This is a genomic window from Herbidospora solisilvae (assembly GCF_009901565.1).
GTDB classification, from domain to species: domain Bacteria; phylum Actinomycetota; class Actinomycetes; order Streptosporangiales; family Streptosporangiaceae; genus Herbidospora; species Herbidospora solisilvae.
Map to the genome: position 1 here is coordinate 277,935 of NZ_WXEW01000010.1, position 25,517 is coordinate 303,451.

Below are 25,517 nucleotides of genomic sequence, written 5' to 3' on the forward strand. Positions count from 1 at the left end.
CGTGCTGCGCGACCACCTCGGGGCGGCCCGGGACGCGACCGACCGGGCCCGCAAGGCCGGCGTGGAGATCCGGGAACTCCACGACCTGCCCGAAACCCACGCCATGATCGACCTGCTCGTGGAGATCTGGGGCCGCCCGCTGATCACCGTGGAGTTCCTCCGCGCGCTGACCCGCGCCGGCAACTACGCCGCGGGCGCCTACGACGGAGACCGCCTCGTCGGCGTCTGCATCGGATTCCACGAGGAACCGGCGGCCCGCACCCTGCACAGCCACGTCGCCGGGGTCGCGCCGGGCCTGGCGGGCCGCGGCGTCGGCGCCGCGCTCAAGCTGCACCAGCGGGCCTGGGCGCTGGCCCGGGGCATCCCGACGATCGAGTGGACCTTCGACCCGCTGGTCGGCCGCAACGCCTACTTCAACATCGTCAAGCTGGGGGCGCTCCCGGTGGAGTACCTCCCGAACTTCTACGGCCCGATGCACGACGCGATCAACGGCGCCGACGACACCGACCGGCTGCTGGTGCGCTGGAACCTGCTCTCCCCGAGGGTCGTCGCGGCCTGCTCGGGCGGGCCGTTCGACCGCCCGGCGGGCGGCCCGTCGAGCCGCCGCGTCGCCACCCCCGACGACATCGAGGCGCTGCGCGCCGCCGACCCGGCCGCCGCCGTGGCGTGGCGGCGGCGGCTGCGCGACGAACTGGCGCCGCTGATGACCTCCGGAGGCCGCGTCGTCGACTTCGACCGCGACCTCGGCTATCTCGTCGACCTGGAGACCCCATGAAGCTGCGCGGAATCGAACTGCGCCGTGTCTCGATGCCGCTCGTGGCACCGTTCCGCACCTCGTTCGGCACCCAGACCGAACGCGACGTCCTGCTGCTGAGGGCGGTGACCGACGATGCCGAGGGCTGGGGCGAGTGCGTCGCGCTGACCGACCCGCTCTACTCGCCCGAGTACGTCGACTCCCAGCAGGACGTGCTGCGCCGCTTCCTGCTGCCCCGGCTCGCCTCGCCCGAGGGGGCCGCCGCGCTCGGGCGGTCGGGCGCGGCCGCCGTCGCGGGGGCGCTGCACGCGTACAAGGGACACCGCATGGCCAAGGCCGCCGTGGAGATGGCGATCCTGGACGCCGAACTGCGCGCCCTCGGCCGCTCCTTCGGCCGCGAACTCGGCGCCGTCGCCGACCGTGTGCCCAGCGGCGTCTCGGTCGGCATCCACGACTCGATCCCGGCGCTGCTGTCGGCCGTCGAGGGCTACCTGGACGAGGGGTACGCCCGCATCAAGCTGAAGATCGAACCCGGCTGGGACGTGGCGCCGGTGGCCGCCGTCCGCGAGCGGTTCGGCGGCGACGTGCTCCTCCAGGTGGACGCCAACACCGCCTACACCCTCCGCGACGCCCGCCACCTGGCCAAACTTGACGCGTTCGACCTGCTGCTGATCGAACAGCCGCTGGAGGAGGAGGACGTCCTGGGCCACGCCGCGCTGGCCCGCCAGCTCGCCACGCCGATCTGCCTCGACGAGTCGGTCGTGTCGGCGCAGACCGCCGCCGCCGCGATCACGCTCGGGGCGTGCCAGATCATCAACATCAAGCCCGGCCGGGTCGGCGGCTACCTGGAGGCCAGGAAGATCCACGACCTGGCCGCCGCCCACGGGGTCGCGGTCTGGTGCGGCGGCATGGTGGAGACCGGCCTCGGCCGCGCCGCCAACATCGCCCTGGCCGCGCTGCCCGGCTTCACCCTGCCCGGCGACGTGTCGGCCTCCGGCCGCTTCTACCGGACCGACATCACCGAGCCGATCGTCCTCGTGGACGGCCACGTCGAGGTCCCGACAGGTCCCGGCCTGGGCGTGACGCCGATCCCCGAGCTGCTGGACCGGGTGACGACGTCGGTGGAGTGGATCCCGTTCTGAGGTGCGCGCCTATACTCCGGGCGTGAGTCAGCGACCGCGTGCGAGCCTCGGCCGCGTCCTCGACGACCTGGGCTCCACCCTCCTCGAACTCGTCGCGGGCGACGTCGACCACCCGGAGGGCATCAGCGCCCTGGTCATCTTCGACCCGCTCGACGAACCCGTGCTCGCGCCCCGATCGCTGGTGCTGGGCGTCGGCGTCGACCCCGCCGCCGGGGGGCTGCCCGCGCTGCTGCGCTCCCTCGGCGGCCACGACACGGTCGCCCTGGTGATCCGGGCCCCGGTCGCGCTCACCCCGGAGGTGCGGGCGGCCGTCCAGGAGAGCGGCGTCGCCCTGATCGGCCTGCGCCGGGGCGCGACGTGGGCGCAGCTCACCGCCCTCATCCGCGCCATGCTCGCCGAGGGCGACATCGGCGTCACCGGCCACGAGTCGCTGGGCGGCCTCCCGTCGGGCGACCTGTTCGCCGTCGCCAACGCTGTGGCCGCGCTCCTCGACGCCCCCATCACCATCGAGGACCGCAGCTCCCGTGTGCTGGCCTTCTCCGGCCGCCAGGACGAGGCCGACCCCTCCCGGGTGGAGACCGTCATCGGCCGCCAGGTCCCGGAACGCTACGCCAACCGCCTCACCGAACTGGGCGTCTTCCGCGACCTCTACCGCTATCAGGCCCCCGTCGTCGTCAAACCCCAGGACCTCGGCTACGACGAGACGACCGTGCAGCGCGTCGCCATCGCCGTCCGCGCCGGCGACGAGGTCCTCGGCTCGATCTGGGCCGCCATGGACGGCGAGGTCGACCGCGAACGCACCCAGGCGCTCCTGGACGCCTCGAAACTGGTCGCCCTCCACCTGCTGCGCCTGCGCGCCGGCGCCGACGTCCAGCGCAGGCTGCGCACCGACCTGATCGGCACCGTCCTGGAAGGCGGCGCCGGAGCCCGCGACGCCCTCGGCCGCCTGGGCCTGTCGGCCCGCCGCCTCGTCATCGTGAGCGCCGGCCTGCTGCCCGGCCATCCCCAGACCGACCTCGAACGCCTGGCCGACGCCCTGTCGGTCCACCTGTCGGCCACGGTCCCGTCCTCGGCGGTGGCCGCCGTCGGCGGCACCGTCTACGGCCTGCTCCCGGTGGTCGTCACGACCGGCAGCCCCGAACAGCGCGCCGCCCGGCTGGCCGCCGACTTCGTCGACCGCGTCGACGGCAACCTGCACGCGATCGTCGCCGTCGCCCCCGCGGGCTCCGACATCAGCGGCATCGTGCACGGGAAGGCCCAGGCCGACCGGGTGCTGCGGGTGATGCGCGAAGGCCACACGGGCCTGCGCGTGGCCCAGCTCGACGACGTCCAGACCCTGGCCCTGGTCCTCGAACTGCGCGACCTGGCCGCCGCCCGCGACGAACGCCCGGGAGGCGCGATCGCCCGGCTGATGGAGTACGACGAACGCAACAACGCGGGCCTGGTCGAGACGCTGGAGGCATGGCTCGACGCGCTCGGCGACGTGGGCAAGGCGGCCAACGCCCTGTTCATCCACCCGAACACGCTGCGCTATCGGCTGAAGCGGGTCACCGAGGTGGGCGAGATCGACCTGACGGACCCGGAACAGCGGTTCGCGGCGATGCTGCAACTCCGCATCCTGGCCCCCCGCTGACCCCGGTCAGGCGCATTCCCGGCACGGGCCCGTCAGCGATGCCGCGTGCACCATTGCACGTGCAGTTCCGCCGGCGAACAGCGGCGGTCGGTGTAGCGGTACCGGCCGACCCCGAGCTCGGCGCAGCAGTGGGCGCCCGGGTCCTCCGCGCGGTGTGCCGGGCACTCTTCGACCAGGCCGCGCAGCTGCTCCATCTCCAGTTCGAAGGCGCGGCGGCTGCCGGTCAGGAACAGGGTGTCCGCCGCGACGTCCGAGTGGAGATGGTCGCGGAAGCCGCGATGGCGCTGCCGGCCGTCGTCGCCGGGCGGGCGCCACGCCGTCGGCGGGAGCGCCACCCGATGCGGACGCCCCGCGCCCAGCCGGGCCCTGACCTGCTTCCAGCGTGAGGCCGGGAAGCCCAGCCGGTGGTGCAGCAGCACCAGATCGAGCAGTCGCTCCTCGTTGGCCGAGCCGGCCGGGCGGGCCTTGCGGAGCGGCAGGTAGATCAGGGTGTTCGGCGACCGGGCGGCCAGCCCCCAGGCCATCGCGACCGTCAGGGCCGTCGCGCGGTCGACGCTCAGCTCCGCGCTCCAGGTGCGTTCGTAGAGCATCCCGTGCCGGGCGGCCCGTGCTGGCCGGATCACGCGGTAGGTGTCCCGGCCCAGGCGGACCTCGCTGATCAGTGTCGGCCAGGTCTGGTCGGCCAGTCGCATCCGCACCCCGTTCTCGTGTCCAGGAGAGCAGGGTAGAAGGCGGTGTGTACGCGTGCCGACCGGTTTTTCCCCGTATGAGACGATGCCCGGACAAGGCGACGGCGGACGAGGAAACCGGTGTGAATCCGGTGCGGTCCCGCCACTGTGATCGGTGAGCGACTCCCGAACGCGCCACCGCCCCCGCGGGTGGGAAGGCCGGGACGAGCGTCGACCCGAGAGCCAGGAGACTCACGCGGTCGCCTCCTCACGAGCCGGGGCGGATCTCCCCGAGAGAGGACGGCGCCGGTGCGGGTCACCGTGTGCCGGGACTGCTGCTGCGGCAGCGCCCGGAAGGTTCCCTGTCTCGACCACGACGAGCAGATCCGGCTGCTCGGCGAGGTCGCCGAGGTGCGGGTGACCGAGTGTCTCGACGTGTGCGACCAGGCCAACGTCATCGTCGTCCAGCCGACCCCCGAAGGGCGGGCCGCCGGGGGCCGGCCGGTGTGGCTCGCGTTCGTCAACGACGGCCACGCCACCGCCGACGTGGCCGACTGGATCCGCGCGGGTGGTCCGGGGCTCGCGCCGCTGCCACCGATCCTCGAACTGCACCGCTTCAGCGGGCCGCGCCGCTGAGGCGGTCCACGGCCGCCACGACCGGCGCCGCGCCGTCCTCGGCCGCCATCCCGGCCGCGAGGGACTGGGCGCGGCGCCGGTAGGCCGGGTCGGTGACGACGGTGGTGAGCGCGGCGGCCAGGCGCGCGGAGGTCAGGCGGCGGAACGGGAGCGCGGCCGGGGCCACGCCGAGCGCCGTCAGACGGGAGGCCCAGAACGGCTGGTCGTGCTTGACCGGCACGGCCACCGCGGGGACCCCCGTCCGCAGCCCGATCCCGGTGGTGCCGGCGCCGCAGTGGTGGGCGACGGCGGCGACCTGGGGGAACAACCAGTCGTGCGGCACGTCGCCGACCGCCAGCACGTCGTCGGAGAGTTGCCCGCGCACGCCGGTCTGCAGCACGCCGCGCAGCCCGGCCGCTCGCAGCGCGCCGACGGCCAGTTCGGTGTACCGCTCCGCCCGGGTGCCGGCCAGGCTGCCGAAGCCGACGAACACCGGCTTCGGGCCCGACGCCAGGAAGTCGCGCAACCGCGGATCGCGCCGCCACCCCGGCGGCCGGAACGGCCACCAGTATCCCGTCACCTCCAGTCCCGTCCGCCAGTCGGCCGGGCGCGGCACCACCAGCGGGCTGAACCCGTGGAAGACCGGCCAGCGCATGGTCTCCCGGCGCAGGTAGAGGGCGCGCGCGGGCATCGGGGGCAGTCCCAGGCGGGCCCGGATCCTCGTGCTCAACCCGGCGACCAGCGGCCCGGCGGCCGGCACCTCGAACGCGAGCCGGGCCGCCCTGCGGTTCCCCCAGCGGCCGAGCGAGCGGTGCACCACGCTCATGACGGGCGGGAAGTCACCCGTCGGGTCGATCGGCTGCAGGTGCACCCCCATGCTCGGCACGCCCATGGCCTCGGCGACGTGACACGCCGGCGTGCCCGCGACACCGGTCAGGACGAGGTCGGCCCGCTGTCCGGCGAGCCCGGCCAGGCCCTCGACGAGCTGCTCGCCGTAGTGCCTGAAGGCGCTGATGGAGAGCAGGGAGAGCGGGTCTCCCGGGAGCGGCAGGTAGTCCAGGCCCGCCTCGGTCACCAGGTGCCGGTACGGTTCGTGCGCGGCGACCGCCACCTCGTGCCCGGCCTCGCGTAACCGCGCCCCGAGCCCCGTGTACGGCGCCACGTCCCCCCGCGTGCCGACGCCGACGATCAGAATTCGCATGCGACCCTCCTCTTTTGTCATACAGTCGCATGACAAAACAGTTTTTACCATGCACTCGCATGAGAAAATGGCGGGCAATGCCGAAGATCGTCGACCACGACGCCCGGCGGCGGCACATCGCCGACGCCGTGCACCGCATCGTCCACGACAAGGGGATGGAGAGCGTCAGCCTGAGAGAGGTCGCCGCCGAGGCCGGGATGTCGATGGGGGCGGTGCAGTACTACGTCACCACGAAGGAGCAGATGCTGCTTCTCGCGCTGGAGCGCATCGGCATGTGGATCGGGGAGCGCGTCGCGGCAGTGACCGCCCGCCAGCCGACGCCCCTCGACGTGCTCCGCACGACCGTACTGGAGCTGCTGCCCCTCGACGAGGAGCGCCGCTTCCTCAACCGCGTGGGGCTGGCCTTCCAGGCGAGCTCGGTGGTGAACGAGAACCAGGCCGCCGCGATGCGGTTGGGATATGCGCACCTGCTGGCCTTCCTCACCGAGCAGATCAGGGCCGCCCAGGCCGCCGGTCAGCTCGCCGCCGGTCTGGACGCGGGCAAGGAGGCGAGCATCCTGTACGCCTTCGCCCAGGGCGTCGTGAACGCCGCCCTCGTCGGCCACTACACGCCGCAGGAGGTCACCGCGCTGCTCGACGAGCACCTGGGGCGCATGTCCGCGGGCCCGCTTCCTATGATTTGAACATGTTCAAAATCGTGGTGCCCGGCGGCACCGGTCAGGTCGGCACGATCCTGCGGCGCGCCTTACGCGCGGCGGGGCATGACGTCGTCGTCCTGACCAGGCGGCCGTCGCGCGACGGCGAGGTCGGGTGGGACGGCGCGACGCCCGGCCCGTGGGTGCAGGAGATCGACGGCAGCGACGTCGTCGTGAACCTGGCCGGGCGCAGCGTCGACTGCCGGTACACCCCGGCCAACCTGCGGGCGATGATGGACTCCCGGGTGGACTCCACCCGGGCGGTCGGCGCGGCGATCGCGGCCGCCGCCCGGCCTCCCCGGGTCTGGTTGCAGATGAGCACCGCCACCGTCTACGCCCACCGCCTCGACGCGCCCAACGACGAGGCGACCGGCGTGATCGGCGGCGGCGAGCCCGGCGTCCCGGGCTACTGGGGTTACAGCGTCGAGATCGCCAAGGCGTGGGAGGCGGCGCAGGAGCACGCCGAGACCCCCGGCACGCGCAAGGTCGCCCTGCGGTCGGCCATGGTGATGAGCCCCGATCGCGGCGGCGTCTTCGACGTCCTGTCGCGGCTGACGCGGATCGGTCTCGGCGGCCCGGTGGGCGGGGGTGCGCAGTACGTGTCGTGGATCCACGACACCGACTTCGTCCGGGCCGTGGAGTTCCTCGTCGATCGCGACGACTTCACGGGGCCGGTCAACCTGGCCGCACCCGGGCCGCTGCCGCAGCGGGTGTTCATGCGCGTCCTGCGGAGGGCGTGGGGTGTGCCGGTCGGGGTGCCGGCCACCCGGTGGATGGCGGAGGCCGGCGCGTTCGGGCTGCGTACCGACACCGAGTTGCTGTTGAAGAGCCGCCGGGTGGTGCCCGGCCGGCTGCTCGGCGCGGGCTTCACGTTCGAGTACCCCGACTGGGAGCACGCCGCCGGCGACCTCGTGCGGCGACGGCGGCTTACCTAAAGATCGCCGCCTTCTGAACATTCCGGGCGCCGGGGCCGGGCACGGCTGACTGCGTGAGAGTGGTCGTCGATCTGACCCGGTGCCAGGGCTACGGCCAGTGTGTCTTCCTCGCGCCCGAGGTGTTCGGCATGGGGGAGGAGGTCCTCCGGTACGACCTCGACCCGCCCGACGACCAGCGCGACCACATCCTCCGGGCGGCGGCCGCCTGCCCCGTGCAGGCCATCCACCTCGACTGGACGGCCATGCGCGCCGTGCCCGAGTCGAGGCCGTGCGGGGTCCGGTTCGAGGGCCGGATCGTCATCGTCGGCGGCTCGCTGGCGGGGGCGCGGGCGGCCGCGGCGCTGCGGCGCGACGGGTTCACCGGCCCGCTGACCGTCGTCGGCGAGGAGGACGGCGAGCCCTACGACCGGCCGCCCCTGTCGAAGCAGGTGCTCACCGGTCACGTCGCGCCCGAGCACACCAAGCTGCCGAGGGTGCGCCCGGTCGAGGCCGAGTGGCTGACCGGCACCCCCGCCACCGGCCTCGACGTGGCCGCGAAGAAGGTGCTCCTGGCCGACGGCCGCGAGGTCCCGTTCGACCGGGTCCTGCTGGCGACCGGCACCCGCGCCCGCCCGTGGCCCGACGCGGCGGAGGCCGCGCTGACCGGCGTGCACACCCTGCGCTCCGCGAAGGACGCGGCCGGGCTGCGCGCGGCGCTGGCCGCCGGGCCGCGGCGGGTGCTGATCCTGGGCGCGGGGTTCACCGGCAGCGAGATCGCCTCGGTCTGCCGGGAGCTCGACCTGCCGGTGACCGTCGTGGAACGCGGGCCGGCCCCGCTGGTGAGCGCGCTGGGCGGCGTGATCGGCGACGTCGCGGCCGAGCTGCAGCGCGAGCACGGCGTCGACCTGCGCTGCGACACCACCGTCACCGCGCTGGAGGGCGACGCCGGCGGCCGGTTCCGCCGGGCCCACCTGTCCGACGGCGGCACCGTCGAGGCCGACGTCGCCGTGGTGGCGCTCGGCTCGATCCGCAACGTCGAATGGCTGCGCGGCTCCGGGCTGGCCGCCGGGGTGTGGGGCGTGGCCTGCGACGCCGGCTGCCGCGCCGTCGACCTCAACGGGCTGGTCCTGGACGACGTCTTCGTGGCCGGCGACATCGCGCGTTTCCCGCACCCGCTCTACCAGTACCAGTTCATGACGCTGGAGCACTGGGGGAACGCCGTCGCGCAGGCCGAGATCGCCGCCCACAACATGATCAGCGACCAGGCCCACCGCTGGCCGCACCTGGCCGTCCCGGTGTTCTGGTCGAGCCAGTTCGGGGTCAACATCAAATCGGTCGGCGTGCCGACCTTCGCCGACCAGGTCGTCGTCACGCAGGGCTCGACGGCCGAGCGCCGGTTCGTCGCCGCCTACGGCTACCAGGGCCGGATGACCGCCGCGGTCACCTTCGACCAGGGCATGTGGCTGGAGTACTACCAGAGCCGGATCGAGCAGGCCGCGCCCCTCCCGCCCGGCGACGTGCAGTCCGCCCGGGTGCCCGAACGGTTGTCGCCCTCCGCCGAGGCGACCGTGGTGGTGACCGGCCACGACCCGGCCGAACGGCGGGTCTCGCTGCTGCACACACCCGGGGGTGTCACGTCGTGACCTGTCCGTTCCAGCGTGTCCTCGCCCCCTCGGGGCGCCCCGACCCCTACCCGCTGTACGCCGAACTCCGCGCCACCCCGGTGGCGCGCCAGGACGACGGCACCTACGTGGTCAGCACCTACCAGGAGATCGTCTCCCTCCTGCACGACCCCCGCGTCAGCTCCCGCCGCCGCGACCTCGACCGCACCCCGGCCTTCATCGGCCTCGACCCGCCCGAGCACGACCGGCTGCGCCGCCTGGCCATGCGCCACTTCGGCCCGCCCAGGTCGCCCGGCCGGATCGACGCGCTGCGTCCCCAGATGCAGGCCGTCACGACCGGACTGGTCGACGCCCTCGCCGGGAGGAACCGCGCCGACCTGGTCGAGGAGGTCGCCTACCCGCTGCCGGTCGCGATGATCTGCCGCCTCCTCGGCGTGCCCGCCGAGGACGAGGGACGGTTCCACGCGTGGGCCGACGAGCTGATCGAGACGCTCGGGCCGGGCGAGGAGGACCGGGCCGAGCGCGAGCAGGCCCGCCGGGAGGTGACCGGCAGGTTCGACCGCTACCTCGGCGACCTGGTCGACGCCCGCCGCCACGACCCCGGCGACGACATGCTCTCGGGGATGATCGCCGACGGCGAGATGACCCGCGACGAGATCGTCAGGACCGGCGTGCTGCTGCTGATCGCCGGGCACGAGACCACGATCAACCTGATCGCCAACGGCATGCTCACCTTTCTGCGGAACCCCGGCGTGCTGGCCCGCGTCCAGGCCGACCCGGGCCTGATCGTCCCGGCGGTGGAGGAGCTGCTGCGCTTCGAACCGCCGGTGCAGCTCATCTCCTCGCGGGTGGCACTGGAGGACCTCACCGTCGGCGGGGTGACCATCCCGGCGGGGTCGCCGATCACGCTGGCCCTGGCGGCGGGCAGCCGCGACCCCGCGCACGTGCCCGACCCCGACCGGTTCTCGCTCGACCGGCCGCGCAACGAGCACCTGGGGTTCGGCGGCGGCGTCCACTACTGTTTCGGGGCGCCGCTGGCCCGGCTGGAGGCGCAGATCGTGCTGACCGAGCTGGTCGGCCGCCTGCGCGGCCCCCGGCTGGTGGACGACCCGCCGCCCTACCGCCCGAGCCCGATCCTGCGCGGCCCGCGCCACCTCGTCGTCGACTACGACGACGTGACCCCACGCTGAGGGTCAGGCGGTGAGGGCGCGCAGGGCGATGTCGACGGAGGCGTGGAGGTCTTCGCGGCTCGCGCCGGCCGCGGCGTGCACGGCGTGGCCCTCGCTGAGCGTCATCACGAACCGGGCCAGCGCCCGGACGTCCACGCCGTCCGGGAGGTCTCCCTCGGCGGCCGCGCGGGACAACCGTTCTTCGAGGGCCGCCTCGGTGGCGGCCCGGCCCGCGGCCAGGATCTCGGAGATGCCGACGTTCTCCGGCGAGCAGGCCAGGCCGCCCTGGATGGACAGGCAGCCCGGGGGATGGTCTCCGGTGGTGAGGGCGTCGGCGCTGGAGCGCAGGAAGGCCTCGACGGCGGCGCGCGCGGTGGGTTGTTCGAGCGCGGCGCGGGCGGCGGCCACCTTGGTCTCGTGGTAGCGGGCGAAGGCGCGCCGGAACAGCTGCTCCTTGCTGCCGAAGGCGGCGTACAGGCTCGGGCGGTTGATGCCCATCGCGCTGGTGAGGGCGCTCAGTGACGCGCCCTCGTAGCCGTGCCGCCAGAAGACCTCGGCGGCCCGGTCCAGGACCGACTCCTCGTCGAAGGCCCGTGGACGGCCGATCGTGGGCACCTCAGGACTCATGGACGTCACTCTACCGCTCGGTACAAAACCTGCTACGGTGAATCTCCAACCGATCGGTACAAAAAGAGGGACTGAGGCGCATGATCGTCACCCTGATCACCGGAGCGAACAAGGGCATCGGTTTCGAGACGGCCAGACAGCTGCTCGACCTGGGCCACACCGTCTACATCGGCGCCCGCGACGTCGAGCGCGGCGAGAAGGCCGCGGCGGCGCTGGGCGCCCGGTTCGTGCAACTCGACGTGACCGACGACGCGTCGGTCACCGCCGCGCTGGCGGTCATCGACGCGGACGAGGGCCGCCTCGACGTCCTGGTGCACAACGCGGGCATCCTCGGCGACGGGCCCCTCGACGGACCGACGGCCCTGCGCGTGTTCGACACCAACGCGGTGGGGATCGTCCGGGTCACCGAGGCGGCGCTGCCGCTGCTGCGGAGGTCCGCGAACCCCACGGTGGTCACCGTGTCGAGCAGCGCGGGGTCCTTCTGGGCGGTGAACAACCCCGACCGGCCGGAGTTCCATCTGCCGGTGGCGCTCTACTCGGCGTCCAAGTCGGCGGCCACCATGCTCACCGTCCAGTACGCCAAGGCCCACCCGGGCATCAGGTTCAACGCGATCGAGCCCGGCCCCACCGCCACCGACATGACCGCCGCCTTCGGCATCGGCAGGTCGCCGGCGGAGAGCGCCGCGACCGTCGTGCGCCTGGCCACCCTCGGCCCCGACGGCCCGACCGGCACCTTCCAGGACGAATCCGGCACGTTGCCGTGGTAACCGCCGGATGACCCGCGAAGGGGAGAGCTCCGATGGAAGACTTCCGGTCGTGTCTCCCGCCAAGCACCGACGTCCTTCACGAGGCGGCTGGAAGCTCACCGCCGAACAACTCTCGGTTCTCACCCTCGCCGGCGTCCTCGTCGCCACCGGCTCGTTCGTGACCGACGTGATCGGGGCCTTCGAGCCGTCCGCTCCCATCGTGGTGAGCCTGCCGGGACCGACCGTGACGGTGACGGAACCGGCCGGCGGCGCGTCCTCCCCGGTGGGAGCCCCTTCCATCTGGGCGGCGCTGGCCAGTCCCGATCAGTACAGGGTCTCGGCCGACGACGGGTTCGGTTACTCGATCGCGGTGGGGGACATGCGGCTCCCGGTCGGGATCACCAGCATCGCCTGAGCGGGGCCGCCGCTCAGACGACGTCGCAGGTCTTGTACGTGCGCACCGTCGAGACCACGTTGCCGTCGGTGCCGAGGACCTCGAGGCGGACGGCCCCTGGCGCCGGGGTGAACGAGTTGGAGCAGTTCTCTAACTCGGTAGGAGCGGCGCGAACGGGTCGTCGTACCGCGCCCAGGCCGACGAGCCCGCCACCGTCTCCTCCGGCGTGAGCAGGCACGCGTCGAGCAGGGCGTGGATCCGGTCGCGCTCCAGGTCGGGGCCGACGAAGACCAGGTGCTGGACGCGGTCGCCGAGGGGGTCGGTCCAGTCGAGGGCGGCGGCCGCGCGGCGGGCGGGGGAGACCAGGTCCCAGGCGGCCTCGGGCAGCGCGGCCAGCCACGGCCCGGCGTCCTCGACCGCCATGCCGCCGGCCACGGCGTCCCAGCCGAGCAGGCGGTCGGGCCGGGTGGCCAGCCAGAACCGGCCGCGTGAGCGCACCGACTCGGTGACCAGGTCGTCGAGGGCCGTGAACAGGCGGCCGGGGTGCAGCGGGCGCAGGCGGTGCCAGACGACGGTGGTGACCTCGCCGTCCCGCGCGTCGCAGGGCAGCACGGCGGTGGCCGGGTCGACGCGCTCGGCCAGCGTCGGGACGTGCAGGGCCGGGCCGGTCACCTCGGGCAGGCCGGACGCGAACACGGGGGTGGCGGGCGCGAGGTGGGCCAGCAGGGCACGCGAGAGGTCGTGGTCCTCCTCGTCGCCGCCGTCCAGGACCAGAGCGGTGGCGTACTCCGCCTGCCGGGCCAGCACCTCGGCCAGGTGGCGCCGGTCGCCGGCCGTGCCGTGGGCGGTCTCCGACAACCGCTCGCCCCGGGCGATGTCGATCGGCAGGTGCGCGGCGTGCAGCGCGGTCGCCACGCAGGTCAGGCGCAGCACCTCGGCCGCCTCCTCGGTGTCGAGCGCCTCGGCGACCGCGCGCGGTTCGACCGCGTCCCACAGGTCCACGACCAGCAACGGCGCGGTGGACGCACGCCGGATCAGCTCGGGCCGCAGGTCCTCCCTGACCGTGCAGGTCACGCATCCGTGCGCCAGCCGCACCTCGGCCCGCTCCAGCACGCCGGAGACGTCGCGCACGGTGCGCTCGACCCGGCCGGACGCGACCTCGTGCAGGTCGTGGTGGACGGCCACCGCGCCGGGGTGCGCGGCGAGCAGGCGGTGGACGACGGCGGTGCGCGCACGGCGGTGCAGGCCGGCGACCAGGACGACGGGGGTGGTCATGGCGGACCTCTCGGTAGCGAATGAAAACAATTATCATTATCATCGCACGGACACGCCTCAGGGAAGGACCCCGGCCTTGGCCAGGAACGAACTGCGCCCGGTGATCAAACTCCGCTCCACGGCGGGCACCGGCTACACCTACGTGACCCGCAAGAACCGCCGCAACGACCCCGACCGGCTCACCCTCAGCAAGTACGACCCGATCGTGCGCCGGCACGTCGAGTTCCGGGAGGAACGATGAGCGCCCACTGTCAGCTCACCGGTGTGAAGCCGGTCTTCGGCAACACGGTCTCCCACTCCCACCGGCGCACCCGCCGCCGCTGGGATCCCAACATCCAGAGCCGCCGCTACTGGCTCCCCAGCGAGAACCGGTACGTCCGGCTCACGCTCAGCACCCGTGCGATCAAGACCGTGGACAAGATCGGCGTCGAGGCGGCCGTGGCCCGCGTCCGCGCCAGAGGAGAGAGGATCTGATGGCCAAGAAGAGCAAGATCGCGGCCAACGACCGGCGCAGAGCCGTCGTCGCCCGCTACGCCGCCCGCCGCGCCGAGCTCAAGGAGCTCATCCGCGTGGGCACGCCGGGGGAGAAGGCCGCCGCCGCCCGTGAACTGGCCCGCCAGCCCCGCGACGCGAGCGCCACCCGCGTGCGCAACCGCGACTCCGTCGACGGCCGTCCACGCGGCCACCTGACCAGATTCGGCCTGTCCCGGATCCGGTTCCGCGAGATGGCCCACCGGGGCGAGCTCCCGGGTGTCACGAAGGCGAGCTGGTGACGATGGCCGTGCCGAAACGGAAGACCTCCCGCAGCAACACCCGCCACCGCCGCGCGCAGTGGAAGGCGGCCGCCCCCGGCCTGGTCCCGATCGTGGTCGACGGCGAACGCCTCCTGGTGCCCCGCCGGCTGGTGGCCGGCTACCGGCGCGGCCTCATCGCCGTGCGGTAGGCGACTCCGCCTGTTCGAGGAACTCCCGCAGGGAGCGCGGCGGGCGGCCCACGACGTCGGCGACGGTCGTCGTCGTGGTCGCCCAGCGGCCGTCGCCGACCTGGGCCATCAGCAGGGCCAGGTCACGGGCCGCCGGGGCGGGCAGGCCGCGCTTCGCGAAGTGGCCGGCGCCCTCTTCGACCGGCAGATCCACGTAGCGCACCGGCCGCCCGAGCGCCCGGGCGAGTTCGGCGGCGATCTCGTCGTGCGTCGGCGCGCTCGGGCCGGTGAGCTCGTAGGTGGCGTCGTCGCCCACAGGACGGGTGAGCAGCGCGGCCGCGACCGCCGCGACGTCGCGCGCGTCGATGTAACCGACCGGACCCGGGCCGTACGAGCCGAAGATCCGCCCTTCTTCGTCGACGTCGCCCGGGAGGTTCTGCATGAAGCCGACCGGCGCCAGGATCGACCACGGCACGCCCGACGCCCGGAGATGGTCGTCGACCTGCCCGTGCAGGCCGGACGCGAGCAGCCCGTCCGGTGTCGCGCCGCGCACCGACACCGTCACCACCTGCGCCGCGCCCCGGGCCGCCGCGTGGTCGATGACCGCCCGGTGGGCCGCCACGAAGCCGGGCCAGATCGAGCTGTTGAGGAACAGCCGGTCGCCCGGCTCGATCGGGACGCTCTCCGGGCGCTCCAGATCGCCGACCACGTATGCGCAGCCCAGGTCCGCGCCCTGTTCCGGTCGCCGCACCAGCGCCAGCGCCGCGCCGCCGAGTTCGGCGATGAGCGCCCGCCCGATGGTGCCCGTCGCGCCCGTCACCACGATCGTCATGACGCCTCCTCTATAGTAAGCGGAAGACAGTCGTCCACTTAGATCGAGGATCTCACATGCGCGCCGACGCCCGCCGCAATCGGGACAAGATCCTTGAGGCGGCCCGGGACGTGGTGGCCGAGCGCGGCACCGACGCGCCGATGGAGCTGATCGCCCGCCGGGCCGGTGTCGGGGTCGGCACGCTCTACCGCCGCTTCCCCGACCGCGCCGTGCTGCTCGCGGCGCTCGCGGAGCAGTACGTCCACGAGCTCATGGACGCCCTCGACCACGCCGCGGCGGCCGGTCCCGACGCCTGGACGGCCGTGCGCGCCTTCGTCGTGCACGCCGTCGAGGAGAGCCGGGGCGCCGTCGCGGCCGCGCTGGCCGGGACCTCCGCGCCCGAGGCGAGAGAGGCGCTGGTGGAACGGCTCGGCGTGCTGGTCGGTCAGGCGCAGGCCGACGGCGCGATGCGGCCCGACGCGGACACCGGCGACATCATGGACCTGCTCAACGTCTTCGCCTGCAACCCGGGCGTCATCCCGGAGCGGTTCCTGCCGCTCATGCTCGACGGTCTCGGCCGGCGTTCTCCTGGAAGGTGACGATCGCGTCGCCGTTCGCCCGCGCCCAGTCGGTCAGCACCTCGATCGGCTCGACGAGGGTCAGCCCCAGGTCGGTGAGGGCGTATTCGACGCGCGGGGGAGCCTCGGCGTAGGCGTGGCGTTCGACCAGGCCGTAGCCCTGGAGACGGCGCAGCGTCTGGGTGAGCACCTTGCGCGAGACGCCGCCGACCAGGTCGACGAGCTCGCCGTGCCGGCACGGCCCCCGGCTGAGCGCGAACAGCACGACGGCCGCCCACTTGTCGCTGATGATCTCGATGGCCAGCCGGGCGGGGCAGTCGGCGAGGAAGACGCCCCCCGCGGAATCACGCACGAGCCGAAGGTTACCAATCGGTACCCAACGGCTCACTAGCGTCCTTGCCATGAAGACCTTCCTGCTCATCCACGGGGCCTGGCACGACGGCCGGGTGTGGGACCGCGTCGTCCCCCTGCTGACCGAGGCCGGGCACCGCGTGCTCGCCCCCTCCCTGACCGGCCACGGCGACCGGGCCCACCTGCTCGGCCCCGACGTGGGCCTCGACACCCACATCGCCGACGTTTTGGCGGTGCTCACCGAAGAGGACCTGACCGACGTGATCCTGGTCGGGCACAGCTACGCCGGGATGATCGTCCCGGCGGTGGCCGGCCGCGCTCCGGACCGCGTTTCCGGGCTTGTGTACGTCGACGCGATGGTCCCCGCCGACGGCGAGAGCGTGCTCGACGTCATGCCCTTCACCCAGCACCTGATCGACGCCGCCGGAAGCTGGCGCATCCCGCCCATGGACGGCTTCTTCGGGGTGACCGACCCGGCCGACGTGGAATGGCTTCGCCCGATGCTCTCGGACGAGCCGGTCCGCTGCTTCCAGCAGCCCGTCCGGTTCGACGAGGCGGTGGTGGCCGCCATCCCGCAGACCCACGTCCACTGCGTCGGCGACGCGCCCGGCGTCGCCCGCCGCCCGGTCCCGCCGGGGGCGCGGGTCTGGGAGCTGCGCACCGGGCACGACTGCATGGTCACCGCGCCGGAGGAGCTCGCCGAACTGCTCCTGAAGGCCTCCTAGGCCCTGTGTCGAAAGTGGATCCCGGGCTGTGAATGATCATGGTTCACGGATCGGGGAGATCTCCCGGACGAGCAGTGGGCGGTGCTGGAGCCGTTGTTGGCTGTGATCAGCGCCTCCACAGGGGTCCTACGCGACCCTGACCACGTACTTGCCCTGGACGCCGCCCGCCTCCAGCGCCCGGTGTGCCGCTGCCGTCTCCTCCAGGGGGAAGACCTTGTCCACCACGGGGCTCAGCTTGCCCTCGACCACATGGCGGGCGAGGTCGTCGAAGTCCGCCCGCATGGGGTTGCCGCTGAAGAAGCGCACCCGGCCGTGTCCGTGGACCGTGCTGGCCGCGAGGTAGCCGAGCGACGCGGCGGGCCGTTTCAGGTCGAAGGCGATGGTGACCATGCGCCCGCCGGAGTTCAGTAGGCGCCGGAAGGCCCGCAGGTCGGTCCCCACGGTGTCCAGGACCACGTCGAAGCGGCCCAGTTCCGCCGGCCGCACAGTCCGGTGGTCGACGGCCTCGTGCGCGCCGAGCCCGCGGACGAAGTCGAGGTTGGCTGCGCGGGCGAGGGCCGTGACCTCGGCGCCGTACGCCCGTCCGAGCTGGACGGCGGCGTTGCCGACACCGCCCGCCGCGCCCCGGACGAGGAGTCGTTCGCCGGGGCGCAGCCCGGCTTTGTCCCGCAGCGCGGTGATGGCCGTGGTGGCCACCGGCAGCGCGGCGGCGTCCACCAGGTCAAGGCCGTCGGGGAGCCGGCCGACCCGCTCGGCGGGCACGGTCACGTACTCGGCGGCGCTGCCGAAACCGGAGGTGCGGCCCAAGACCCCCCATACGCGGTCGCCGGTCGCGAACCGGGTGACTCCGGCACCCAGTGCGGCGACCTCGCCGGTGAAGTCCAAGCCGACGCGCTTGGGGAATCTCCGGCCGGTCAGGAGGCGGAGACGGCCGGCACGGGCTGCCAGTTCGCCGCCGTTGACGCTGAACGCGCGCACCTGCACAAGGACCTCGCCGTGGGCCGGTTCGGGGCGTGGCACGCGGCCCGCGTAGAGCACATCGGGGCCACCGTAGCGGTCGTAGAGCACTGCCTTCATCATGCGGTCGTTCATCGTTCCGCCTTTGCCGCCGGGGGCCGTACAGGGGTCTGGCATCGACCGTAAGCTCTTAAGCGGACGCGATCGTCCGTTTGGACCGGAAGCGAGAGACAGTGATGGCGGAATCCTCTCGGATCACAGCCCGGGACGGGGTGCGGGCGGACGCCCGGCGCAACCGGGAGCGCATCCTCGTCGCCGCCCGTGCCGTCTTCGCCGAGCACGGGATCGACGCCCCGATGGCGACCGTGGCCCGTCGGGCCGGGGTCGGCGTGGCGACGCTGTACCGGCATTTCCCGACCCGGGACGCTCTGGTGCGGGGCGCGTTCGCGCGCCAGATGGAGACCTGCGCGCGGGCGCTCACCGAGGCTCTGGCCGCCCCTGACCCGTGGCAGGGCTTCCAGCACCTGGTTGAGACGGTCTGCGCTCTGCAACGGGAGGAACGCGGGTTCCCGGCCGCGTTCGTCGCGGCCTTCCCGGAAAGCACGTCGGACCACGCGCAGTCCCGGCGACGAGCCGAGCGGGACTTCACGACCCTGGTACGCAGGGCCCAGGCGTCGGGCGCGCTGCGGGCCGATTTTCACCCTTCCGACCTCGCCGTGGTCCTGTTGGCGCACTGCGGTCTGGTGACCGCCCTACCGGATGACGGTGCAGCGTCCCGGCGCCTGGTGGCCTATCTGCTCCAGTCGTTCCGGACCGACACGGGCAACAGACCGCTGCCTCCGCCAACTGCGCTGACACTGCGCAGCCTCCCGATTGCAACCGACAGTTCTCAGGGGCAGCGGCCCCCCGGAGCGTGACTGAAATGGTAGACCCTAGGCGTCGGCGACCTGGAGGAGGCGCAGGCTGTTGGCCCACAGCTGGTCGAGCTGGCCCGGGTCGTTGAAGAGCTTGGCGAACAGGACCGTGCCCTCGATCTGGGCGACGATCGACTTCGCCGCTCCCGGCGCGTCGATCACGCTCAGCTCGCCCTGCGCCTGCGCCTTCTCGATCGCCCGGCGGATCAGGTCGACCTGCTCGTCGAAGATCGTGCGCAGCCTCTGCCGCATCGGGTCGTCGCCGGTGCTCAGCTCCAGGCTGAGGTTGCCGAACAGGCAGCCGGAGACCACGCCGGCGTCGTTCAGCGACGCGGTCTGCACCTCCACCGTGAACGCGAACAGGTCTTTGAGCCGGTGGACGAGCGGGCCGTCGCTGTCGAGGATGGCCTGCCAGCGGCCGCGTTGCGAGTTCCACTGCAGGTCGATGATCTCCAGGGCGAGCGCCTGCTTCGACTCGAAGAAGTGGTAGAAACTGCCCTTCGGCGTGCCCGCCTGCGCACAGATCTCCGCGACGCCGATGGAGCCGTAGGAGCGGCGGGAGAACAGATCGGTGGCCGCGGCGAGGATCCGCTGCCGGGCGTCTGACGTTCGACCCATCTTGCAATTATACGACCGGTCGGCTAAAACGGAAATGTCAGTAGTAGACCGACCGTCTAGGAGCATGTCATGTCAGATCAGCGCGTCGCCATCATCACCGGGGCATCGCAGGGCATCGGGGAGGCACTGGTGGCCGCGTACCGCGAGATCGGCTACGCGGTGGTGGCCACCTCCCGTTCCATCCAGGGCGGCGACGACCCCGACGTCGTCGCGGTGCCCGGCGACATCGCCGAGCCCGCCACCGCCGAGACGGTCGTGAAGACGGCGCTGCACCGTTTCGGGCGGGTCGACACCCTGGTCAACAACGCGGGCGTCTTCGTCGCCAAGCCGTTCACCGACTACACGCACGACGACTACAGGAAGGTCATGGACATCAACGTCGGGGGCTTCTTCTCCCTGACCCAGCAGGTCATCGACCCCATGCTCCAGCAGGGCGGCGGCCACATCGTGAGCATCACCACCACGCTGGTCGAGCAGGCCAACTCGGCCGTCCCCTCGGTGCTGGCCTCGCTGAGCAAGGGCGGCGTCGCGTCGGCCACCAAGTCGCTGGCCATCGAGTACGCCGACCGTGGCATCCGGGTCAACGCCGTCTCGCCCGGCCTGATCGACACCCCGCTGCACAGCGGCGGCGACGCCGGACAACTCGCCCAGCTCCACCCGATGAAGAAGATCGGGCACATCTCCGACGTCGTCCACGGCGTGCTCTACCTGGAGCGGGCCCCGCTGGTGACCGGGGAGTTCCTGCACATCGACGGCGGACAGAGCGCGGGCCGATGAGCGAGCGCGTCTTCGAGGGCGTGCTGGCCGTCTGGAAGCACGGCATCGACGTCCACGACCCCGTCGAGGTCGGCACGGTGTTCGCCGAGGACACGCTGTTCCAGGGCGCCCACCCCGAACCCACGCGGGGCCGGGCCTCGGTCGTCGAGTACTACGACGGCCAGCCCGCGGGGCTGCGGGTCGACTACGAGATCATCGACGCCCGCCGGTCGGCGGACGACGTCATCACGGGCTACGCCGCCGCCGACTTCACCTACGCCGACGGCGAGGTCGCCCGCCGTCACGTGACGATGGTCCTCGAACGCCAGGGCGACCGGTGGCTCGTCGGCCACTATCACGTCTCCCTGAAGCCGGAGTGACCTGACCGTCACCGAAGCCTGTCACGATCCAGGACATGAAGGTCATCTTCCGCCGGGCGGCGGCCGGGGCGGCAGCCGGAGTGCTCGCTTATGGCCTGGTCGTGGTGGCGATCGTGCTGATCTTTCAGACCGGGCTCGTGACCCTGTACGGGCTGTTCATGATGATCTACGCCGCGGTGCCCGCGGGAGGGATCCTGGCCTGGCCCTTCCTCTGGGTGTTCCGGGTGCGGCCCGCCTGGACCGCCGCCGGGCTGGGGCTGCTCTTCGCGATGTCGGCGGCCTATCTGGTCACCAGCTTCTTCCAACCGGAACCGTGGGCGCCGATCCTCGCCGTCGTGATCGTCTACGCCCTGGTGGCGACGGTCACCACTCCGGGCCTCGCCGAGCGGCTGGCGTGGTGGCGCACCGGCCCCGCCGTGGCGCGGGTGCCGCTGCTCGCCCCCGACCTGGCCGGCTACCGGATAGAAATGGTGGACGCCTCACCGGGCTTCCTGCACTATCGGCTGGTCCCGGCGACCGGCCCCGCGGTCGGGGTGACGATCTGGCCTCCGGGCTTCGGCGGACTGGAGGGCCGGGTGGTCGAACGCCGCGACGCCACCGTGGCGATCACCGCCGGTCCGGACGTCCAGCCGGAGCTGGTGGAGGTGATCGCCTGGACCCTCGCCCCCCGGCCCCATCTCTTCCAGGGCGTTGCTGTCGGAGGCGGCCGGTAGGGTTCCGGCGTGAACGCGTGGGAGCAGGTCAGGAAGTGCGTCGAGGCCGGTGACGACGCCGGGCTGGCCGCCCACGTCGGCTCGCTCACCGGGGCCGACCGCAGGGCCGTCGCCGAGTGGTTGCCCCGTCACCTGGCCGGCCTGTCGCGCGGCGAGGCCGCCGACCAGGCGTCCGGGTTGCGGGTCGCCGGGGCGGCGTGCTTCTCCGGCGCGGGGCAGGTCGCCGCGTGGCTCGACCGGCGCGACCTCCGGCTCCCGCGGTCGCCGAGGGACGACGCCGAGCGCGTCGCCGAGGTGCTCCGGGCCAGAGACGAGGCGTGGCGGCGCGACCTGGCCCACCGGCTCGTCACCGGCCTGCGGCCGGGCGACCGCAGGGGGTGGCAGAACGTCGACGGGCAGCCCGGCTACGACCTGGCCGCGCGGCTCGCGATCGAGACCGGCATCGAGCCGCCCGAGAACGACGCCTTCGTCGTGGGCTGGTTGTGGGACGTGTGCCACCGGTTCTGGCGGGGCGGCCGGCTCGACGTGCTCCGCGACGACCCGTTCCTCGACGTCCTGACGCCCCGGCTGTTCACCGCCGAGGGCGCCGCCGCGCCCCTGATCCACGACTGGAAGTGGAACAGCGCCCACAACGAGAACACCGCCATCAGCGCGCTGGCCGACCTCGCGGCCGAGGGGCGGCTCGACCGGCGGGCGCTGCTCGACGGGTGCGTGGCGCGGTTCCTGACCCACGGGCACGACCGCGACATCGAACCGTTCACCCTCCTGTGGGAGCGGCTGCGCCCCGAACCCGCCGAGGTCCCCGTGGTCGAGCTGATCAGGGTGCTGCCGGTGGCCGCGAACCCGCTCGCGCTGCTGGCCGTCGGCGAACTGGGCCGGGTCCCGCTCGAGTCCGGCCTGTTCGGCGAGGCCGTCGGGGCGCTGGCGTTCCGGCCGGAGAAGAAGCACGTCACGACCGCGCTCCAGTGGATCGCCCTCGCCCGGCCCGAAGAGGCCGACGGCGCGCTCGCGGCGCTGGCGGTCGTCTTCGCGCAGGAGACGCCGTCGCTCCGCGACCGTGCGGTGCGGCTGGCGCTCAGGCTGGCCCCCCACGCGTCCCCGGAGACGGCCGGCGTGATCCGGGCAGCCGCCGCGGGGTTGCCCGCGGAACTCCGCGGCCAGATCGCGGGCGCGTTCGGCGGGGTCGAGGCGGTCGAGGCCGAGCCGTCGGAGGTGCTGACGCCCGGCGAGTTGCGGGTGACCCTGGGGCTGCCCCCACTGCCGCCGGAGATCGGCTCCCCGGCCGAGCTCACGGGCCGGGTGGGGCGGGGATGGCGGTCCTACGACCCCGTCGAGGTCGAGCAGATCATGGCCGCGCTGGTGGCGTTCACCCATGTCGACCGCGAGGCGACGCTCGACGCCGTGTGGCCGTGGTGCGAGCAGGTCTGGGGGCGGGACCGCTACGTCGACCCCTCCTCCCTGGCCCGTCACGTCGGCGTGCTGCTGACCCAGTGCGCGCTCGCGCTGGTGAACCCGGCCGAGAGCGCCGAGCTCTCCGGGCTGATCGACGAGGTCGTGGCCCGCGACCCCCGCCACGGCACGCCGTTCGACCGTTTCACCCGCGACCGGGTGCGCGAGGTGATCGCGCTGCTGGAGTCGGGCCGCACCATCCCCGTCCTGCTGGCCACCCCGACCGAGCCCACCGGACACGTCGCCGCCGCGATGCTGGTCGACCGGGTGGCGCGGCTGGGCGACGCCGAGCCGCTGCCCCTCGACTTCTGGCAGGCGCTGCTCCGGCTGCCCCGGACCGCCGACCCCGAGGTGGTGGCCCGCGCCGGGCGGCTGACCTCATCGGCGGGACGGCGGCTGGCCGCGTGGTTGCGCGACGGCGGCCTGGCCGACCCCGAGGTGAGCTGCGCGGTCGCGACCACGCCCGACCCCGACTCTTACGACGACCGGGAGACGTCGGCCGTGCACGCCGTCATGAGACCGGCCGTGCCCGGCCTGCCCGAGCCGATCGCCGCGTTGTGCACGCTGGAGCCCGAGGCCTGGAACCGCCACTCCGACGAGATCCGGTGGTGGCCGACGGTGCTGCCGTCGCACCGCGAGGTGGTCGCCGCCCACGTGCTCGAATGTTTCGTCGTGGGCGTTCCGGCGGGCCGCGCCCGGGTGTCGGTGTTGCGGGCGCTCGTCCAGGGAGGCGGACCGGCCGGGCGCGCGACGGCGAGCGCCGTCACGATGGCGCTCGGCCACAAGAACCCCGCGCAACGCGACCTCGCCGTCGAGGCGATCACGATCCTGGCCGTGCGCGGGGAGCTCGCCGCCGCCGATTTCGGGTGGGCCCTCGCACAGTCGGTCAGGTCGGGCGCCGTGCCGCTGAAAAGGGCGACGCCCGCCCTGGAGGAACTCGTGTTCTCGGGAGCCCACCGGGAGACGTGGGCGATCCTGGCCGAGGCGCTGCCGCCGCTGCTGGGGCGTTCCGGGGGGCGTCCCGTCCACGGGATGGCCGACCTGCTCGGCGTGGCGGTCAAGGCGGCCGTGCTCGCCGGGGCCCGGGGCGAGGTGCCCGGCTTGGCGGAGGCGGCGGCCCGCAAGGCCACCAGCCGGGTGACCGACATGGCCCGCGTTCTTCTTGACACGATCGGCGGGCCGGAATAGGCGAATTCCCGCTTTATCGCAAGGGCATCGATTCGGTCCGGAAGTGCTCGAATGCGAGGCCGGTTTCGCGCGGGGGTCGCGGAAACCACCGGAATCGGCGGGCTTTCCCGCTTAACCGACAATTCCGGGTGGCCATTTCCGCGTGAGAGTTTCACGGGCGACCTGCGCTTCCTCTGCGGGGGAGTGGGCTTCGCTGGCCTGCCGACCGGGAGCGGCGGAGCATCCGGGCATGAAACTGCGCATCGCCCTGATCGCCGGAGCCCTGCTCGCGATCGTCACCCCGCTCCCGGCCCTCGCGGCCGATACGACGCCGCCGTCCCGTCCCGGCGGCCTGATGTCCTGCCCGCCGCCGAGCTCGCAGGGAGGCATGGTCGGCATCTGCTGGACGCCGTCGACCGACGACAGCGGCCCGGTGGCCGGCTACGACGTGTACATGCTGACCTCGACGGGGTTCACGAAGACCTCCTCGCCCACGAGCAGCCCCACCATCGTCGGCGGTCTGGTGCGCGGACGGGCCTACTCCTTCTACCTCGTCGCCCGCGACCAGGCGGGCAACGTGAGCGCGCCCTCGTCGTTCATCACGCTCACGGCCACCACCGGCATGCAGTTGCCCTCGCCGTCGCCCGAGCCCGGCGACACGCAGCCGCCGAGCCAGCCACAGAACGTGCGCGACGGCTGCCTGGCCGACGCCGAGGGCACCGCGTTCTGCTGGAACGCGTCGACCGACAACGTCGGCGTGACCGGCTACGACGTCTACCGTGAGACGGCCGGCGGCTGGACCAAGGTAGGCAGCGTCGGCACGACGTTCCCGATGTTCCACGAGGGCGGCCTGGTCATCGGCCAGTACTACACCTACTCCGTGGTGGCCAGGGACGCCGCCGGCAACGTCAGCCCGCCGTCCAGCCCCACCAGGGTGCTGGCCCGGCAGGGCCTCCCCGTGCCGCCGAGCCCGAGCCCGAGTCCCAGCCCGAGCCCGACGCCGACGACCGGCGCGTGTGAGGTCGGGTACGACGGCGTGACGTGGTCGACCGGCATGAGCGTCTGGATGACGCTGAAGAACACCGGCACGTCCGCCGTGAACGTCTGGAGCCTGGAGTTCGACTTCCCCGACGCCGGCCAGCGGCTCACCTCGGCCCACAGCGCGGTGTGGTCTCAGACGGGGCGGCATGTGACGGCGCGCAACGCCGCCTGGAACGCCGTGATCGCGCCGGGCGCGACGGTCAACCTCGGCTTCAACGGCGCCCACACGGGACAGAACCCGGAGCCGGGCGCCTTCACGCTCAACGGCCTGGCCTGCACGGTCAAGGCCTGACCGCCGGGGTGCCGGGGGTCCACTCCGGCACCCTTCACACGGTGTGCCGCTGACGCAGCCGCCGGATGACGACGATCAGGTCGGCGATCGCGATCACCGCGAGGACGGCCATGATCACGCCCAGGAACACAATGCCGATCAGGAAGGCCAGCACGGCCACGGCGGCGCAGATCAGCACACCGAAGATCGCCAGCACCAGCCGGAGGCCGAGCGCACTCTCCGGGCGCTCGGACGTCGGCGAGAAGGTCTCCCAGAACCTGTCGCCGAGCCTCTTCGCACGTCCCCCGTCGATGGCCCTCTCCCTCCGGTGCCTCCCACGCTAACGGGGCAGGCCGGGCCTGTCGCCATGGCCGGGTAAGGTCCTGCCCCCACCTGCGCAAACGGCGAC

General features: G+C 73.0%; 31 protein-coding genes and 1 riboswitch. Of the genes, 22 read left to right on the forward strand and 9 right to left on the reverse strand.

Features of this window, described 5'->3' with window-relative positions:
* Window position 1 precedes the first annotated feature (1 nt).
* The 3 genes from GT755_RS31860 to GT755_RS41420 are packed head-to-tail and all read left to right on the forward strand — an operon-like array spanning window position 2 to window position 3,529.
* Window positions 2-775, forward strand: a complete 774-nt coding sequence (locus GT755_RS31860) for a GNAT family N-acetyltransferase (RefSeq protein ID WP_328794622.1) — start codon at window positions 2-4, stop codon at window positions 773-775.
* Window positions 772-1,896 carry an o-succinylbenzoate synthase gene (menC, locus tag GT755_RS31865; RefSeq protein ID WP_161483268.1) on the forward strand — a complete coding sequence of 375 codons (1,125 nt, stop codon included), beginning with the start codon at window positions 772-774 and terminating at the stop codon, window positions 1,894-1,896. The genes GT755_RS31860 and menC overlap by 4 nt, the downstream gene beginning before the upstream one ends.
* Before the next feature lie 22 nt (window positions 1,897-1,918).
* Window positions 1,919-3,529: a PucR family transcriptional regulator gene (locus tag GT755_RS41420; protein ID WP_161483269.1), complete on the forward strand. Its 1,611-nt coding sequence runs from the start codon at window positions 1,919-1,921 to the stop codon at window positions 3,527-3,529.
* Between the two features lie 32 nt (window positions 3,530-3,561).
* On the opposite strand, the gene GT755_RS31875 is transcribed toward GT755_RS41420, so the two are convergent.
* Window positions 3,562-4,227, reverse strand: a complete 666-nt coding sequence (locus GT755_RS31875; RefSeq protein WP_202610729.1) for a hypothetical protein — start codon at window positions 4,225-4,227, stop codon at window positions 3,562-3,564.
* A gap of 59 nt (window positions 4,228-4,286) precedes the next feature.
* A riboswitch (cobalamin riboswitch) is annotated at window positions 4,287-4,471 on the forward strand.
* Window positions 4,472-4,506: 35 nt separating this feature from the next.
* Here GT755_RS31875 and GT755_RS31880 point away from each other — a divergent pair.
* Window positions 4,507-4,833 carry a hypothetical protein gene (locus tag GT755_RS31880; protein ID WP_161483270.1) on the forward strand — a complete coding sequence of 109 codons (327 nt, stop codon included), beginning with the start codon at window positions 4,507-4,509 and terminating at the stop codon, window positions 4,831-4,833.
* On the opposite strand, the gene GT755_RS31885 is transcribed toward GT755_RS31880, so the two are convergent.
* On the reverse strand, window positions 4,814-6,013 hold the full coding sequence (locus tag GT755_RS31885; protein ID WP_161483271.1) for a glycosyltransferase: 1,200 nt from the start codon (window positions 6,011-6,013) through the stop codon (window positions 4,814-4,816). The two genes, GT755_RS31880 and GT755_RS31885, sit on opposite strands and share 20 nt — an antisense overlap.
* A gap of 59 nt (window positions 6,014-6,072) precedes the next feature.
* Here GT755_RS31885 and GT755_RS31890 point away from each other — a divergent pair, with 59 nt between their 5' ends.
* The 4 genes from GT755_RS31890 to GT755_RS31905 are packed head-to-tail and all read left to right on the forward strand — an operon-like array spanning window position 6,073 to window position 10,434.
* Entirely contained in the window at window positions 6,073-6,696 is a 624-nt protein-coding gene (locus GT755_RS31890; protein WP_161483272.1) for a TetR/AcrR family transcriptional regulator, read from the forward strand.
* 2 nt (window positions 6,697-6,698) lie between these two features.
* The gene (locus GT755_RS31895; RefSeq protein ID WP_161483273.1) at window positions 6,699-7,643 is read left to right on the forward strand and encodes a TIGR01777 family oxidoreductase; all 945 of its coding nucleotides are present in this window, start codon (window positions 6,699-6,701) and stop codon (window positions 7,641-7,643) included.
* Window positions 7,644-7,696: 53 nt separating this feature from the next.
* Window positions 7,697-9,265, forward strand: coding sequence for an FAD-dependent oxidoreductase (locus GT755_RS31900; RefSeq protein ID WP_161483274.1), 1,569 nt, complete (start codon window positions 7,697-7,699; stop codon window positions 9,263-9,265).
* Window positions 9,262-10,434 carry a cytochrome P450 gene (locus tag GT755_RS31905; RefSeq protein WP_161483275.1) on the forward strand — a complete coding sequence of 391 codons (1,173 nt, stop codon included), beginning with the start codon at window positions 9,262-9,264 and terminating at the stop codon, window positions 10,432-10,434. Before GT755_RS31900 ends, GT755_RS31905 begins: the two co-directional genes overlap by 4 nt.
* A gap of 3 nt (window positions 10,435-10,437) precedes the next feature.
* Here the strand turns inward: GT755_RS31905 and GT755_RS31910 are convergent, their stop codons facing one another.
* Window positions 10,438-11,040 (reverse strand): TetR/AcrR family transcriptional regulator, encoded by a 603-nt coding sequence (locus GT755_RS31910; protein WP_161483276.1) that lies wholly within the window; start codon window positions 11,038-11,040, stop codon window positions 10,438-10,440.
* 80 nt (window positions 11,041-11,120) lie between these two features.
* On the opposite strand from GT755_RS31910, the gene GT755_RS31915 reads away from it, so the two are divergent.
* Both GT755_RS31915 and GT755_RS31920 read left to right on the forward strand, forming a co-directional pair.
* The gene (locus GT755_RS31915) at window positions 11,121-11,807 is read left to right on the forward strand and encodes an SDR family NAD(P)-dependent oxidoreductase (protein ID WP_161483277.1); all 687 of its coding nucleotides are present in this window, start codon (window positions 11,121-11,123) and stop codon (window positions 11,805-11,807) included.
* A 49-nt stretch (window positions 11,808-11,856) separates the two neighbouring features.
* Window positions 11,857-12,201, forward strand: a complete 345-nt coding sequence (locus GT755_RS31920) for a hypothetical protein (RefSeq protein WP_161483278.1) — start codon at window positions 11,857-11,859, stop codon at window positions 12,199-12,201.
* 129 nt (window positions 12,202-12,330) lie between these two features.
* Here GT755_RS31920 and GT755_RS31925 read toward each other — a convergent pair whose 3' ends face one another.
* A complete protein-coding gene (locus GT755_RS31925) occupies window positions 12,331-13,455 on the reverse strand; it encodes a CobW family GTP-binding protein (protein ID WP_161483279.1) in 1,125 nt (374 codons plus the stop codon).
* A 76-nt stretch (window positions 13,456-13,531) separates the two neighbouring features.
* On the opposite strand from GT755_RS31925, the gene rpmG reads away from it, so the two are divergent.
* Genes rpmG through rpmF form a run of 4 tightly spaced genes read left to right on the forward strand, consistent with a single transcriptional unit; the run spans window position 13,532 to window position 14,398 of the window.
* Window positions 13,532-13,696, forward strand: coding sequence for a 50S ribosomal protein L33 (rpmG, locus tag GT755_RS31930; RefSeq protein ID WP_062437287.1), 165 nt, complete (start codon window positions 13,532-13,534; stop codon window positions 13,694-13,696).
* Window positions 13,693-13,929, forward strand: coding sequence for a 50S ribosomal protein L28 (gene rpmB, locus GT755_RS31935; RefSeq protein ID WP_161483280.1), 237 nt, complete (start codon window positions 13,693-13,695; stop codon window positions 13,927-13,929). The genes rpmG and rpmB overlap by 4 nt, the downstream gene beginning before the upstream one ends.
* Entirely contained in the window at window positions 13,929-14,228 is a 300-nt protein-coding gene (gene rpsN, locus GT755_RS31940; protein ID WP_161483281.1) for a 30S ribosomal protein S14, read from the forward strand. Before rpmB ends, rpsN begins: the two co-directional genes overlap by 1 nt.
* A gap of 2 nt (window positions 14,229-14,230) precedes the next feature.
* Entirely contained in the window at window positions 14,231-14,398 is a 168-nt protein-coding gene (rpmF, locus tag GT755_RS31945; RefSeq protein ID WP_161483432.1) for a 50S ribosomal protein L32, read from the forward strand.
* On the opposite strand, the gene GT755_RS31950 is transcribed toward rpmF, so the two are convergent.
* Window positions 14,382-15,209, reverse strand: coding sequence for an NAD(P)H-binding protein (locus tag GT755_RS31950; protein WP_161483282.1), 828 nt, complete (start codon window positions 15,207-15,209; stop codon window positions 14,382-14,384). The two genes, rpmF and GT755_RS31950, sit on opposite strands and share 17 nt — an antisense overlap.
* Before the next feature lie 56 nt (window positions 15,210-15,265).
* On the opposite strand from GT755_RS31950, the gene GT755_RS31955 reads away from it, so the two are divergent.
* On the forward strand, window positions 15,266-15,787 hold the full coding sequence (locus GT755_RS31955) for a TetR/AcrR family transcriptional regulator (RefSeq protein ID WP_161483283.1): 522 nt from the start codon (window positions 15,266-15,268) through the stop codon (window positions 15,785-15,787).
* Here the strand turns inward: GT755_RS31955 and GT755_RS31960 are convergent.
* Entirely contained in the window at window positions 15,747-16,118 is a 372-nt protein-coding gene (locus tag GT755_RS31960; RefSeq protein ID WP_328794631.1) for a winged helix-turn-helix transcriptional regulator, read from the reverse strand. The two genes, GT755_RS31955 and GT755_RS31960, sit on opposite strands and share 41 nt — an antisense overlap.
* 49 nt (window positions 16,119-16,167) lie before the next feature.
* Between GT755_RS31960 and GT755_RS31965 the strand changes: the two genes are divergently transcribed.
* A complete protein-coding gene (locus GT755_RS31965; RefSeq protein ID WP_161483285.1) occupies window positions 16,168-16,842 on the forward strand; it encodes an alpha/beta fold hydrolase in 675 nt (224 codons plus the stop codon).
* Window positions 16,843-16,968: 126 nt separating this feature from the next.
* Here the strand turns inward: GT755_RS31965 and GT755_RS31970 are convergent, their stop codons facing one another.
* Window positions 16,969-17,934 carry an NAD(P)-dependent alcohol dehydrogenase gene (locus tag GT755_RS31970; RefSeq protein WP_161483286.1) on the reverse strand — a complete coding sequence of 322 codons (966 nt, stop codon included), beginning with the start codon at window positions 17,932-17,934 and terminating at the stop codon, window positions 16,969-16,971.
* Window positions 17,935-18,035: 101 nt separating this feature from the next.
* Between GT755_RS31970 and GT755_RS31975 the strand changes: the two genes are divergently transcribed.
* Entirely contained in the window at window positions 18,036-18,716 is a 681-nt protein-coding gene (locus GT755_RS31975; RefSeq protein WP_161483433.1) for a TetR/AcrR family transcriptional regulator, read from the forward strand.
* Window positions 18,717-18,731: 15 nt separating this feature from the next.
* Here GT755_RS31975 and GT755_RS31980 read toward each other — a convergent pair whose 3' ends face one another.
* Entirely contained in the window at window positions 18,732-19,331 is a 600-nt protein-coding gene (locus tag GT755_RS31980; RefSeq protein WP_161483287.1) for a TetR/AcrR family transcriptional regulator, read from the reverse strand.
* A gap of 69 nt (window positions 19,332-19,400) precedes the next feature.
* Here GT755_RS31980 and GT755_RS31985 point away from each other — a divergent pair, with 69 nt between their 5' ends.
* The 5 genes from GT755_RS31985 (at window position 19,401) to GT755_RS32005 (ending at window position 25,129) form a co-directional block, all read left to right on the forward strand.
* A complete protein-coding gene (locus GT755_RS31985) occupies window positions 19,401-20,108 on the forward strand; it encodes an SDR family NAD(P)-dependent oxidoreductase (protein WP_161483288.1) in 708 nt (235 codons plus the stop codon).
* Entirely contained in the window at window positions 20,105-20,467 is a 363-nt protein-coding gene (locus GT755_RS31990) for an SgcJ/EcaC family oxidoreductase (RefSeq protein WP_161483289.1), read from the forward strand. Before GT755_RS31985 ends, GT755_RS31990 begins: the two co-directional genes overlap by 4 nt.
* Window positions 20,468-20,502: 35 nt before the next feature.
* Window positions 20,503-21,180, forward strand: coding sequence for a hypothetical protein (locus GT755_RS31995; protein ID WP_161483290.1), 678 nt, complete (start codon window positions 20,503-20,505; stop codon window positions 21,178-21,180).
* Window positions 21,181-21,189: 9 nt separating this feature from the next.
* Window positions 21,190-23,817 carry a DUF6493 family protein gene (locus GT755_RS32000; RefSeq protein ID WP_161483291.1) on the forward strand — a complete coding sequence of 876 codons (2,628 nt, stop codon included), beginning with the start codon at window positions 21,190-21,192 and terminating at the stop codon, window positions 23,815-23,817.
* Between the two features lie 229 nt (window positions 23,818-24,046).
* Window positions 24,047-25,129 carry a cellulose binding domain-containing protein gene (locus GT755_RS32005; protein ID WP_161483292.1) on the forward strand — a complete coding sequence of 361 codons (1,083 nt, stop codon included), beginning with the start codon at window positions 24,047-24,049 and terminating at the stop codon, window positions 25,127-25,129.
* Window positions 25,130-25,163: 34 nt separating this feature from the next.
* Here the strand turns inward: GT755_RS32005 and GT755_RS32010 are convergent, their stop codons facing one another.
* Window positions 25,164-25,421, reverse strand: a complete 258-nt coding sequence (locus tag GT755_RS32010) for a DUF6343 family protein (protein WP_328794656.1) — start codon at window positions 25,419-25,421, stop codon at window positions 25,164-25,166.
* Window positions 25,422-25,517 lie beyond the last annotated feature (96 nt).

Excerpts from the sequence above, each read along its gene's own strand:
- menC (WP_161483268.1), top strand. The coding sequence starts at position 772 with ATGAAGCTGCGCGGAATCGAACTGCGCCGTGTCTCGATGCCGCTCGTG.
- GT755_RS31885 (WP_161483271.1), bottom strand. The coding sequence starts at position 6,013 with ATGCGAATTCTGATCGTCGGCGTCGGCACGCGGGGGGACGTGGCGCCG.
- GT755_RS31890 (WP_161483272.1), top strand. The coding sequence starts at position 6,073 with ATGAGAAAATGGCGGGCAATGCCGAAGATCGTCGACCACGACGCCCGG.
- GT755_RS31895 (WP_161483273.1), top strand. The coding sequence starts at position 6,699 with ATGTTCAAAATCGTGGTGCCCGGCGGCACCGGTCAGGTCGGCACGATC.
- GT755_RS31910 (WP_161483276.1), bottom strand. The coding sequence starts at position 11,040 with ATGAGTCCTGAGGTGCCCACGATCGGCCGTCCACGGGCCTTCGACGAG.
- GT755_RS31915 (WP_161483277.1), top strand. The coding sequence starts at position 11,121 with ATGATCGTCACCCTGATCACCGGAGCGAACAAGGGCATCGGTTTCGAG.
- GT755_RS31925 (WP_161483279.1), bottom strand. The coding sequence starts at position 13,455 with ATGACCACCCCCGTCGTCCTGGTCGCCGGCCTGCACCGCCGTGCGCGC.
- rpmB (WP_161483280.1), top strand. The coding sequence starts at position 13,693 with ATGAGCGCCCACTGTCAGCTCACCGGTGTGAAGCCGGTCTTCGGCAAC.
- rpsN (WP_161483281.1), top strand. The coding sequence starts at position 13,929 with ATGGCCAAGAAGAGCAAGATCGCGGCCAACGACCGGCGCAGAGCCGTC.
- rpmF (WP_161483432.1), top strand. The coding sequence starts at position 14,231 with ATGGCCGTGCCGAAACGGAAGACCTCCCGCAGCAACACCCGCCACCGC.
- GT755_RS31950 (WP_161483282.1), bottom strand. The coding sequence starts at position 15,209 with ATGACGATCGTGGTGACGGGCGCGACGGGCACCATCGGGCGGGCGCTC.
- GT755_RS31955 (WP_161483283.1), top strand. The coding sequence starts at position 15,266 with ATGCGCGCCGACGCCCGCCGCAATCGGGACAAGATCCTTGAGGCGGCC.
- GT755_RS31965 (WP_161483285.1), top strand. The coding sequence starts at position 16,168 with ATGAAGACCTTCCTGCTCATCCACGGGGCCTGGCACGACGGCCGGGTG.
- GT755_RS31970 (WP_161483286.1), bottom strand. The coding sequence starts at position 17,934 with ATGAACGACCGCATGATGAAGGCAGTGCTCTACGACCGCTACGGTGGC.
- GT755_RS31975 (WP_161483433.1), top strand. The coding sequence starts at position 18,036 with ATGGCGGAATCCTCTCGGATCACAGCCCGGGACGGGGTGCGGGCGGAC.
- GT755_RS31980 (WP_161483287.1), bottom strand. The coding sequence starts at position 19,331 with ATGGGTCGAACGTCAGACGCCCGGCAGCGGATCCTCGCCGCGGCCACC.
- GT755_RS31985 (WP_161483288.1), top strand. The coding sequence starts at position 19,401 with ATGTCAGATCAGCGCGTCGCCATCATCACCGGGGCATCGCAGGGCATC.
- GT755_RS31990 (WP_161483289.1), top strand. The coding sequence starts at position 20,105 with ATGAGCGAGCGCGTCTTCGAGGGCGTGCTGGCCGTCTGGAAGCACGGC.
- GT755_RS31995 (WP_161483290.1), top strand. The coding sequence starts at position 20,503 with ATGAAGGTCATCTTCCGCCGGGCGGCGGCCGGGGCGGCAGCCGGAGTG.
- GT755_RS32005 (WP_161483292.1), top strand. The coding sequence starts at position 24,047 with ATGAAACTGCGCATCGCCCTGATCGCCGGAGCCCTGCTCGCGATCGTC.